The 10,233-nt window shown below is 74.1% G+C and carries 9 protein-coding genes; 6 read left to right on the top strand and 3 right to left on the bottom strand.

Annotation, left to right across the window (positions count from 1 at the left end):
* Positions 1-126: 126 nt before the first annotated feature.
* Together ACWFR4_RS38310 and ACWFR4_RS38305 are read right to left on the bottom strand one after the other, a co-directional pair.
* Positions 127-1,563: an aldehyde dehydrogenase family protein gene (locus ACWFR4_RS38310; RefSeq protein WP_453656373.1), complete on the bottom strand. Its 1,437-nt coding sequence runs from the start codon at positions 1,561-1,563 to the stop codon at positions 127-129.
* A gap of 113 nt (positions 1,564-1,676) precedes the next feature.
* Positions 1,677-2,720 (bottom strand): LacI family DNA-binding transcriptional regulator, encoded by a 1,044-nt coding sequence (locus ACWFR4_RS38305; protein ID WP_453656372.1) that lies wholly within the window; start codon positions 2,718-2,720, stop codon positions 1,677-1,679.
* A gap of 147 nt (positions 2,721-2,867) precedes the next feature.
* On the opposite strand from ACWFR4_RS38305, the gene ACWFR4_RS38300 reads away from it, so the two are divergent.
* Together ACWFR4_RS38300 and ACWFR4_RS38295 are read left to right on the top strand one after the other, a co-directional pair.
* A complete protein-coding gene (locus ACWFR4_RS38300) occupies positions 2,868-4,289 on the top strand; it encodes an amidase (RefSeq protein WP_453656371.1) in 1,422 nt (473 codons plus the stop codon).
* Between the two features lie 93 nt (positions 4,290-4,382).
* Entirely contained in the window at positions 4,383-4,841 is a 459-nt protein-coding gene (locus ACWFR4_RS38295) for a type II toxin-antitoxin system PemK/MazF family toxin (RefSeq protein ID WP_453468629.1), read from the top strand.
* Here the strand turns inward: ACWFR4_RS38295 and ACWFR4_RS38290 are convergent.
* Entirely contained in the window at positions 4,816-5,673 is an 858-nt protein-coding gene (locus ACWFR4_RS38290; RefSeq protein ID WP_453656370.1) for a TIGR02452 family protein, read from the bottom strand. The genes ACWFR4_RS38295 and ACWFR4_RS38290 overlap by 26 nt on opposite strands.
* A gap of 216 nt (positions 5,674-5,889) precedes the next feature.
* Between ACWFR4_RS38290 and egtA the strand changes: the two genes are divergently transcribed.
* Genes egtA through egtD form a run of 4 tightly spaced genes read left to right on the top strand, consistent with a single transcriptional unit; the run spans position 5,890 to position 10,227 of the window.
* A complete protein-coding gene (gene egtA, locus ACWFR4_RS38285) occupies positions 5,890-7,182 on the top strand; it encodes an ergothioneine biosynthesis glutamate--cysteine ligase EgtA (protein WP_453656369.1) in 1,293 nt (430 codons plus the stop codon).
* The gene (gene egtB, locus ACWFR4_RS38280) at positions 7,179-8,513 is read left to right on the top strand and encodes an ergothioneine biosynthesis protein EgtB (RefSeq protein ID WP_453656368.1); all 1,335 of its coding nucleotides are present in this window, start codon (positions 7,179-7,181) and stop codon (positions 8,511-8,513) included. Before egtA ends, egtB begins: the two co-directional genes overlap by 4 nt.
* Positions 8,513-9,268: an ergothioneine biosynthesis protein EgtC gene (gene egtC, locus ACWFR4_RS38275; protein ID WP_355696314.1), complete on the top strand. Its 756-nt coding sequence runs from the start codon at positions 8,513-8,515 to the stop codon at positions 9,266-9,268. Before egtB ends, egtC begins: the two co-directional genes overlap by 1 nt.
* Positions 9,265-10,227 (top strand): L-histidine N(alpha)-methyltransferase, encoded by a 963-nt coding sequence (gene egtD, locus ACWFR4_RS38270; RefSeq protein ID WP_453656367.1) that lies wholly within the window; start codon positions 9,265-9,267, stop codon positions 10,225-10,227. Before egtC ends, egtD begins: the two co-directional genes overlap by 4 nt.
* The last annotated feature ends 6 nt before the right edge of the window (positions 10,228-10,233 follow it).

Here is a 10,233-nt window from a genome sequence, read left to right as displayed (position 1 = left end):
CGCCGCCCTGGGGGGGGGTGGGGGGGGGGGCCGGCCCCCGGCCCTCCCCACCCCCACACCCCCCGGCCGGGGGGGCCTCACCTGCCGCCGGCCCCCGGCTGCCGTTTCACGATCATGTGCGCGGGGTCAGAACGGATAGCCCGCCACGTCGCCGCGCACCGTCGTCCACCGGGTCTCGGTGAACGCCTCGATGTTCGCCTCGCCGCCGAAGCGGGCGCCCGTGCCGGACGCCGCGACCCCGCCGAAGGGAGCGACCGCCTCGTCGTTCACCGTCTGGTCGTTGATGTGGACGATGCCGGTGGGGATGCGCTCGGCGAGGTCGAGGCCGCGCGCCGGGTCGCGGGTGACGATGCCGAGGGCGAGGCCGTACGGGCTCGCGGCGGCCAGCGCGGCCGCCTCGTCGGTGTCGGTGAAGGACCGGACGGGTGCAACGGGGCCGAAGACCTCCTCGGCGTACGCGGGTGTGCTGTCGTCCACGCCCGCGAGGACCGTCGGCCGGTAGAAGAGGTCGCGGTGCGTGCCGCCCGCGGCGAGCTTCGCCCCCGCGGCGGTGCTGGCCTCCACCAGGCCGTGGATCTTGGCGAGTTGGGCCGCGTCGATGACGGGGCCGAGGTGGACCTGGTCGCGGTGCGGGTCTCCGACGGCGAGGGACTCGGCCTTCGCGGCGAGGCGTTCGACGTACTCCTCGTAGAGCGAGGCGTGGACGAGGTGGCGGCCGGTCGTCATGCAGATCTGGCCCTGGTGGAAGAAGGAGCCCCAGGCCGCGGTGGAGATGACGGCGTCGAGGTCGGCGTCCGCCAGGACGATCAGGGCGGAGTTGCCGCCCAGTTCCAGGTGCGCCCGCTTGAGGTGGCGCCCCGCGGCCTCGCCGACGGCCCGGCCCGCGCCGGTGGAGCCGGTGAAGGAGATGACGGGGACGTCCGGGTCGGCGACGAGCGCCTGGCCGGCGTCGGCCCCGCCGGGGAGCACATGGAGGACGTCCTCCGGCAGGCCCGCGGCGGCGAGGACGGCCGCCAGGGCGAGCCCGCCGCAGACCGCGGTGCGCGGGTCCGGCTTGAGGACGACGGCGTTGCCGAGCGCGAGGGCCGGGGCGACGGAGCGGATGGAGAGGATGAGCGGGGCGTTGAACGGGGCGATGACGCCGACGACACCGGCCGGGACGCGGCGTGTGTACGAAAGGCGGGGCGCCTCACTGGGCAGGACCTGGCCGGTGGGCCGGGACGCGAGGGCGGCGGCCTCGTAGCACTCCTGGGCGGCGACGTGCAGCTCGAAGTCGGCCTTGCCCGGGATGGATCCCGACTCGCGGACGAGCCAGGTGCGCAGCTCGTCGGCGTGCTCGGTGAACAGGTCGCCCGCGCGGCGCAGGACGGCGGCGCGCGCGAAGTGGGGCTGCCGGGCCCAGTCGCCCTGGGCCGCTGCGCCGGCCCTCGCCGCGGCGCGGACGTCGTCCGGGGCGGCGAGCGTGACGGTGGCGAGGCGCTCGCCCGTGGCGGGCTCCGTGACCGCGTGCTCATCGCCCGACAGCGGGCGGGCCTGCCAGGTCTTCGGGTCGAGCAAGGACATGCCGGATCTCCGATCGGTCACTGATCTCCGGGGCGGCGCGTGGGACGGTGCGCCGACCCATGTTGTTGAGCACGCAACATCCTAGTCGCGTGGGCCCCACGCGACCCCGGCCGTCAGGTCGACTCCCGGGCCACGACGCGGGCCCGGAGCATGTCGTGCGACTCGGTCACGGCGCCCGGGTCGCGTACCAGGCGGTCGACGAGCGCGGCGAGCTCCTGCCCGGACGGCAGCTCGATACGGACCGTGCTCAGCCGGGGCCGCAGCAGCCGCCCGAGCATCAGGTCGTCGGCCCCGATGACAGCAGTCTCCTCCGGGATGCCGACGCCCGCGTCCTGGAGCGCCCGCATCAGGAGCATCGCGTACTCGTCGTTGTACGCGAACACGGCGTCGAGCCCCAACTCGCCTATTTTCGGCACCAGTTGGGCGGCCGACTCCTCGTCGTACGTGAGAGGCAGCTCGAAGACCTCGGCGCCGGTGCCGAGGACCGCGTTCCGTACACCGTCGAGGCGCGGCCGCGCGAAGTGGTCGAGGCCCGGCTCCGTCGGCAGTACGACGCCGATGCGGCGCCGGCCGCGTTCGACGAGGTGGGTGCCCGCGCTACGGCCGACCTCACGGTGGTCCATGAGCAGCGCGTGAGCGCCCTCGGCGCGCTCCGGACCGAGCGTGATGACGGCCCTGGCGCCGGAGCGGCGGAGCACCTCGACGCCCTCGGTGCCCAGGTCAGGAGGTGTGAGCACGGCGACCGGGCGCAGCTCGGCCCAGGCGCGCGCCGCGTCGTCGCCGCGCAGACTGACGCTGCCGTACTGCACGACCGTGTAGTCGAGGCGGCTCAGCGCCCACTGGAGGTCGTTGAAGAACGCGTTGTAGAGCGGTCCGGCGGGGACGCTCGGGGAGGGCATCAGAACGATGCGGGTGTGTCCGGCCCGCAGGCTGCGGGCCGCCGCGTGCGGCACGTAGCCGAGCTCCTTCGCGGCCTCGTGGACGCGGCGCCGGGTGGGTTCGCTGATTCTGACGGCGCTGGCGTTGTTCAGGACGTAGCTGACGGTGGCGCGCGAGACCCCGGCGAGGCGGGCGACGTCGGCGCTCGTCGGCGCCGGGCTCGGCGCGGCGGACTCCCGTGATGTGCGGGCGGACTGCGGCTTCGGTATCTGCACCATGACGCACCGCATCTTTCCAGACGGGTACGGCCGTGTTCCCGGCCGGGCATACCGGTTGGGGCCCGCGACCGCTAACGTGCGTGCACTCGAGCGGTTCGAAGTCGTGAAGTTCCGGAGTTCCGAAGTCCTGTCCGAGGAGGTGTCCGCATGACGTCCGACCGTGCCGCCGGGCTCGCCGCGACCGCCCGCGCGCTCGCCGACGGGGACGTGTCGTCGCGCGTCCTCGTCGAGGAGGCCCTGGAGCGCATCGAGGCGACGCAGCCTGTCCTGAACGCTTTCCGCACGGTCCGCGGGGAGGCCGCCCTCGCCGAGGCGGACGCCGCGGACCGCGAACGCGCGGCGGGCGGACGCCGGCCGCTGCTCGGCGTGCCGCTGGCCGTGAAGGACGACATGGACGTGGCGGGCGAGCCGACCGCGTTCGGCTGCCCCGGTGACTTCCCGCCGAAGACCGAGGACGCGGAGGCCGTACGCCGTCTGCGCGCGGCCGGCGCGATCGTCATCGGCAAGACGAACACGTGCGAACTGGGTCAGTGGCCGTTCACCGAGGGGCCCGCGTTCGGCGACACCCGCAACCCGTGGAATCGCGGGCACACGCCCGGCGGTTCGTCGGGCGGCTCGGCGGCGGCCGTCGCCGCGGGGATCGTGCCGGCCGCGCTCGGCTCGGACGGGGCGGGCAGTGTCCGTATCCCCGCCGCGTGGACGCACCTCGTCGGCATCAAGCCGCAACGCGGCCGGATCTCCACGTGGCCCTGGGCGGAGTCCTTCCACGGGATCACCGTGAACGGCACGCTCGGCAGGACCGTCGAGGACGCGGCGCTGCTCCTGGACGCGGCGAGCGGTTCGCACGACGGCGACCTGCACCGTCCGCCGCGGATCGCGGCGGCGCAGGCGGCACGCGACGAGCCGGGCAAGCTGCGCGTCGCGCTCTCCCTGCGCATGCCGTTCACCGCAACTCCCAAGCGCCTGGACCCCGTTGTGAGGGCCCGGGTCGTCGCGCTGGCGGAACGGCTCGCCGCGCTCGGGCACGACGTGGAGGAGGCAGACCCGCGCTACGGGCAGATCGGCCTCGCCTTCGTGCCGCGCGCCACCGCAGGCGTCGCGGACCGGCTGCGCGACGTTCCCGACCCCGCGCTGCTCGACGCGCGGACGCGGGAGTCCGCCCGGATGGGGCGGGTCCTCGGCGGCGCTCCCCTGCGGCTCGCCCGGCGCGCCGAGGCCTCGCTCCAGCGCCGGGTCGGCGCGGTCTTCGACACGTACGACGTGGTCCTCGCGCCGACGACGGCCGCTCCCCCGCCTCGTATCGGCGCGATGGCGTCACTCAACGGCTGGCGCACCGACCGGGCGATGATCGCGGCGTGCCCGTACGCGTGGCCGTGGAACGTCCTCGGCTGGCCCGGCGTGAACGTACCCGCGGGCTTCACCGGCGACGGGCTCCCCGTCGGCGCGCAGTTGCTGGGCCCGGCTAACAGCGAACCGCGGCTCATCTCGCTGGCGGCCCAACTCGAAGCGGATCAGCGGTGGTTCGAGAAGTGGCCCGAGAACCACCAGGAGTCGCGGACCGGCTCGTAGAGCGGGTCAGACGCCACGGGCGAGCACCGCCCGGTGTCCCACCGGCCGGGCCCGCTCTGCGGGTTGGGCCAGTCAGGCCCTAACGTGACCTGCGTGACTGCCTTCATCGATGACCCGCATGCCCACGAGCACCCCGGCCGTGCCGGCGCCACCGCCACGGTCGAGGCCGCGCCGCGCGACGTGGGCCGGGTGCGCACCGAGTACGCGCCCGCCCACGACGGCGACCCCGATCCCGGTGAGATCGTCTGGACGTGGGTGCCGTTCGAGGAGAACGACGGCCGCGGCAAGGACCGTCCCGTGCTCGTCGTCGCCAGGGAGGCCGCCGGCACGCTGCTCGCCGTACAGCTGTCGAGCAAACGGCACGACCACGACAGGGAGTGGGTGCCGATCGGCAGCGGGCCGTGGGACGCCGGGGGCCGCGACTCCTGGGTGGCGATCGACCGCGTCCTGCGGGTCCACGAACGGGGCATGCGGCGCGAGGCCTGCGCCCTGGACCGGATGCGGTTCAACCTCGTGGTGCTGCGCCTCAGGGAGCGGTACGGCTGGCGCTGACCGCCGGCACGGCCGCGAAGGCCCGCTCGAAGGCCGTCCTGGTCCGCGCGTCCGGCGTGCGGTCCAGGACGCCGAACACGATGTGGTCGAAGCGGCCCGAGAACCGGCCGCCCTCGTCGAGGAGCGCCCGGAACGCGGCGGCGACCTGCGCCGGGTCGTTCTGGAACACGCCGCAGCCCCAGGCACCGAGCACGAGGCGCCGGTAGCCATGGGCCGCGGCCGTCTCCAGGACCCGCTCCGCCCGTGACGCGAGGGCACCTGCTATCTCTCCTGCCCGCTCCGGGGTGTGGCGGCGGATGACGCCCGCGTTCGGCGCGGGCGAGGTGAGGAAGCCGACGGCGTACGGCTCGTCGAGCAGCCGTCCGCGGTCGTCCCGGAAGACGGGGACGCCCGGCGAGTGGATGACACGGTCCGTGTAGAAGGCGTCGCGGTTCTCGCGGTGGTGGTCGTAGAAGTCGCGGGCCCGCAGCAGGCACGTGTACAGGGCCGAGGCCCGGCACACGGCTTCCTCCTGGGCCTGCGCGCCGTTGAGATAGCCGCCGCCGGGGTTGCGGGCCGAGGCGAAGTTCAGGACGGCGACGGGGTCCTGCCCGGCGGTGACCAGGCGGCGCCCGGCCTCCAGGCTGGACTCGCCGGTGACCTCGACGGCCGTAGCCGCGGGCCGGCCGGGCTCAGGCACCTCGATCGGAGCCGGTCCGTACGTCCGTGTCGCGTCCCGCGCGGCAGCCACCGCCGCCGCGATCGGCACGACCGCGCCGCCCGGCGCCGTGTACCGTCCCGCCGCGACGATCTCCTCCGTCTGCTGCGCGATCCCCCGCAGCCGAGCGCTCACGCCCGCTCCCCCGTGGTCGTTCTCATGAACTCATGATGTGCGCCGGGCGACACGGCGAGCAACAGATTTTCACTCTCGGAGGGGCACTCTTGTGCGATTCGCCGTGAGGGTTTTGGGTGGTACGAGCACTGCCCCGGCCCGGCCCATCCCCGTCGAGTCGACGGCTTGGCCCCTACCGGGGACTATGAAGGCGTACGGATCAGGAGGATCCTGAACATGCCCGAAGGAGACTGTACGGAGCTCGGCGCGGCGGCCTTGGTCACCGAGGCCGACGTCGAGGCGCTGGTCCGCGGGATCTGCTTCAAGACCGGACCGCCTCGCACTGTGGGTGTCGAAGTGGAATGGCTCGTCCACGAGCCGCGCAGGCCACGGCTCCCCCTATCACCCGAACGGCTCGACGCGGCGTACGCCGCACTGGGCGCCCTGCCCCTCAGCTCGGCGCTCACCGTCGAACCCGGCGGCCAGCTGGAGCTCAGCTCCCTGCCCGCCGCCTCGCTCATGGACTGTGTCTCGGCCGTCTCGGCCGATCTGGCAGCGGTCCGCACCGCACTCGCCGCCCGTGGCCTCGCGCTGACCGGCCTCGGCACGGACCCCTGGCGTCCCCCGCGGCGGCTGCTCCACGAGCCGCGCTACGACGCCATGGAGACCTGGCTCGACCGGGCCGGGCCGGCGGGGCGCGCCATGATGTGCTCGTCGGCGTCCGTGCAGGTCTGCCTCGACTCCGGGTACGAGGAGCCGGGGCCGCTCGGCCACGGCAGGCGCTGGCGGCTCTCGCATCTGCTGGGCGCCGTCCTGGTCTCCGCGTTCGCCAACTCACCGATGCTGTGGGGGCGTCCGACCGGCTGGCGCTCCACCCGCCAGGCCGTGTGGGAGGAGATCGACCCCGGCAGGTCCGGGGCGCCGCCCCTCGATGCGGAGCCGCGCGAGGCCTGGGTGCGGCATGTCCTGGACGCGCCGGTGATGTGCGTCCGCCAGGACAGCGGCCCGTGGGACGTGCCGGACGGCATGTCCTTGCGGACATGGCTGCGGACCGGCAGGCCGAGGCCCGTCACGCGCAGTGACGTCGACTACCACGTGAGCACCCTCTTCCCGCCGGTGCGCCCGCGCGGCCACCTCGAACTGCGCATGATCGACGCCCAGTCGGGAGACGACGGCTGGATCGTGCCGCTCGCCGTGACGACCGCGCTGTTCGACGACCCGGAGGCCGCCGAGACCGCGTACCGCACCGTGAAGCCGCTGTCCGAACGGGCGGGCCCGCTGCCCGCGCCGCACAATCAGCTGTGGCGCGACGCGGCGCGGCTCGGCCCTTCGGACCCCGAGCTCGCCGAGGTGGCCGTGACCTGTTTCGCGGCGGCGCTCGACGCGCTGCCGAGGCTCGGCGCGTCCCCCAGGGTGCTCGCCACCGTCTCCGCCTTCATGGACCGCTATGTCGTGCGCGGCCGGTGCCCCGCCGACGACGTGCTCGACCACATCGATGCCCCCGCACCCGGGAGGACCGTCACCTCATGACCGTACAGAGCGAAGACACCGCCCCGGACCCCGAGGCACTGCGGGAGCGCGCGCGGACCGCGCTGCTCATCGCGCGGGACCGCACGACGCTGCTCACGAGCTGTGTCGAGGGGCCCGAACTGACCGCGCAGCACTCGCCGTTGATGTCGCCGCTGGTGTGGGACCTGGCGCACATCGGCAACCAGGAGGAGCAGTGGCTCCTGCGCGCGGTCGCGGGCCGTGAGGCGATGCGCCCGGAGATCGACCCGCTGTACGACGCCTTCGAGCACCCTCGCTCCGAGCGTCCGAAGTTGCCGCTGCTCGCCCCGAAGGAGGCCCGCGGTTACGCGGCCGAGGTGCGGGGGCGCGCGCTCGACGTCCTGGAGAGCACGCCGTTCCACGGCACCCGGCTCACCGAGGCGGGGTTCGCGTTCGGGATGATCGCCCAGCACGAACAGCAGCACGACGAGACGATGCTGATCACCCATCAGCTCCGGGCGGGCGCTCCGGTGCTGACGGCCCCGGATCCCGAACCCGTCTCGCCGGCGTTTCGCGGACCGTCCGAAGTCCTGGTGCCCGGTGGCCCGTTCACGATGGGCACGACCACCGAGCCGTGGTCGCTGGACAACGAGCGCCCCGCGCACGCGCGCCTCGTCCCGCCGTTCCACATCGACACCGCGCCGGTCACGAACGGCGCGTATCTGGCCTTCATGGACGACGGTGGCTACGACGACTCCCGCTGGTGGACGCCCGAGGGCTGGGCTCTGGTTCGGGACAACGGTCTGCGGTCTCCGCTGTTCTGGAGGCGTGAGGCCGGTCAGTGGCTGCGGCGCCGCTTCGGGGTGACCGAGGTGGTCCCGCCGGACGAGCCCGTCGTGCACGTCAGCTGGTACGAGGCCGACGCGTACGCGCGCTGGGCGGGCCGGCGCCTTCCCAGCGAGGCCGAGTGGGAGAAGGCGGCCCGCTTCGATCCCGCGTCCGGGCGGTCGATGCGCTACCCGTGGGGTGACGCGGACCCGACGCCGGAGCGCGCCAACCTCGGCCAGCGCCACCTGCGCCCGGCCCCGGCGGGCAGCTACCCGTCAGGGGAATCCCCGCTGGGCGTACGGCAGTTGATCGGCGACGTGTGGGAGTGGACGTCGAGCGACTTCCTGCCGTACCCGGGGTTCGCGGCCTTCCCGTACCGGGAGTACTCGGAGGTGTTCTTCGGCCCGGACCACAAGGTGCTGCGCGGCGGCTCGTTCGCCGTGGACGCGGTGGCGTGCCGCGGCACGTTCCGCAACTGGGACTACCCGGTGCGCCGGCAGATCTTCGCCGGCTTCCGCACCGCGCGCGACGGGGAGGGTGCCTGATGTGCCGGCAACTGGCCTACCTGGGCCCTGCGGCGCCGCTCGGCGACGTGCTCGTGGCGCCGCCCCACAGCCTGCTGCGCCAGTCCTGGGAGCCGCGCCGTCAGCGGCACGGGACCGTGAACGCCGACGGCTTCGGCGTGGGCTGGTACGCGGACGGGGACCCGGTGCCCGCGCGCTACCGCAGGGCCGGGCCCATCTGGGGCGACCAGTCCTTCGCCGACCTCGCGCGGGTCGTGCGCTCGGGGGCCGTGCTCGCCGCGGTCCGCGACGCCACGCTCGGCGGCGCGGACGGTGAGGCCGCGGCGGCGCCGTTCGCCTGCGGCCCGTGGCTGTTCTCCCACAACGGCGCGGTGACCGGCTGGCCGCGCTCGCTCGCCCCGCTGACCACAGCGGTGCCGCCCGTCGACCTGCTGTCCCTGGAGGCGCGCTGCGACTCGGCGTTCGTCTGGGCGCTGCTGCTGTACCGGCTGCGCTCGGGCGACGACCAGGGGCAGGCCCTGGCCGACACCGTCCTGGAGGTCGCCGAGGCCGCCCCGGGATCCCGTCTCAACCTCCTGCTGACCGACGGCGAGACGATCACCGCGACCGCCTGGGGTGACAGCCTCTGGTATCTCGCCGAACCCGGCCGCCGCACCGTCGTCGCCTCCGAGCCCTACGACGACGATCCGCACTGGCGCGAGGTGCCGGACCGCACCCTGCTCGCCGCGAGCCGCACCGACGTCCTGCTGACCCCGCTCAAGGAGCCCACCGCGTGAGCCCGTACCAGCTGACCCGCACCCTGCCCGAGGACGCCACTGGCGCCGCCCTGCGCGCCGATGTCCTCAGCGGCCTGACCGGCACGCCGAAGACGCTGCCGCCCAAGTGGTTCTACGACGCGCGCGGCAGCGAGCTGTTCGACGAGATCACGACGCTGCCCGAGTACTACCCGACGCGCGCCGAGCGGGAGATCCTGCTGGCCCGCTCGCAGGAGATCGCCGAGGCCACCGGCGCCCGCACCCTCGTCGAGCTGGGCTCCGGCTCGTCGGACAAGACCCGCCATCTGCTCGACGACCTGCCGGACCTGGAGGCGTACGTCCCCGTGGACGTCAGCGAGAGCGCGCTGCGGGGCGCCGCCGAGGCGCTCGGCGCCGAACGCCCCGGGCTGCGCATCCATGCGCTGATCGCCGACTTCACGCTGGGGCTCACCCTGCCGGACGCCCCCGGGCCGCGCCTGGCCGCGTTCCTCGGCGGCACCATCGGCAACCTCCTGCCGGCCGAGCGCGCCGCGTTCCTGACCGCCGTGCGCGCCCTGCTGCGGCCCGGCGACATGCTGCTGCTCGGCACGGACCTGGTGAAGGACGAGTCGGTCCTCGTCGCGGCGTACGACGACGCGGCGGGCGTGACGGCCGAGTTCAACAAGAACGTGCTCGGCGTCATCAACCGTGACCTGGGCGCCGACTTCGACCCGGGCGCCTTCGAGCACGTCGCCCTGTGGGACGCGGACAACGAGTGGATCGAGATGCGGCTGCGCTCCACGGCCGCGCAGACCGTCAAGATCCCGGCGCTCGGCCTCGCGGTCGACTTCGAGGACGGGGAGGAGATCCGCACGGAGATCTCGGCGAAGTTCCGCGAGGAGGGCGTGCGGGCCGAACTGGCGGGCGCGGGGCTGCGCATGACGCACTGGTGGACGGACGCGCAGAACCGCTTCGCGCTCTCCCTCAGCCGCGTCGACTGACGGCCG

The organism is Streptomyces sp. NPDC055140, from assembly GCF_053607285.1.
The sequence above is the reverse complement of the archived record's forward strand: the minus strand, read 5'-3'. Positions and strand labels throughout refer to the sequence as shown.

Excerpts from the sequence above, each read along its gene's own strand:
- ACWFR4_RS38310 (WP_453656373.1), bottom strand. The coding sequence starts at position 1,563 with ATGTCCTTGCTCGACCCGAAGACCTGGCAGGCCCGCCCGCTGTCGGGC.
- ACWFR4_RS38305 (WP_453656372.1), bottom strand. The coding sequence starts at position 2,720 with ATGGTGCAGATACCGAAGCCGCAGTCCGCCCGCACATCACGGGAGTCC.
- ACWFR4_RS38300 (WP_453656371.1), top strand. The coding sequence starts at position 2,868 with ATGACGTCCGACCGTGCCGCCGGGCTCGCCGCGACCGCCCGCGCGCTC.
- egtA (WP_453656369.1), top strand. The coding sequence starts at position 5,890 with ATGCCCGAAGGAGACTGTACGGAGCTCGGCGCGGCGGCCTTGGTCACC.
- egtB (WP_453656368.1), top strand. The coding sequence starts at position 7,179 with ATGACCGTACAGAGCGAAGACACCGCCCCGGACCCCGAGGCACTGCGG.
- egtC (WP_355696314.1), top strand. The coding sequence starts at position 8,513 with ATGTGCCGGCAACTGGCCTACCTGGGCCCTGCGGCGCCGCTCGGCGAC.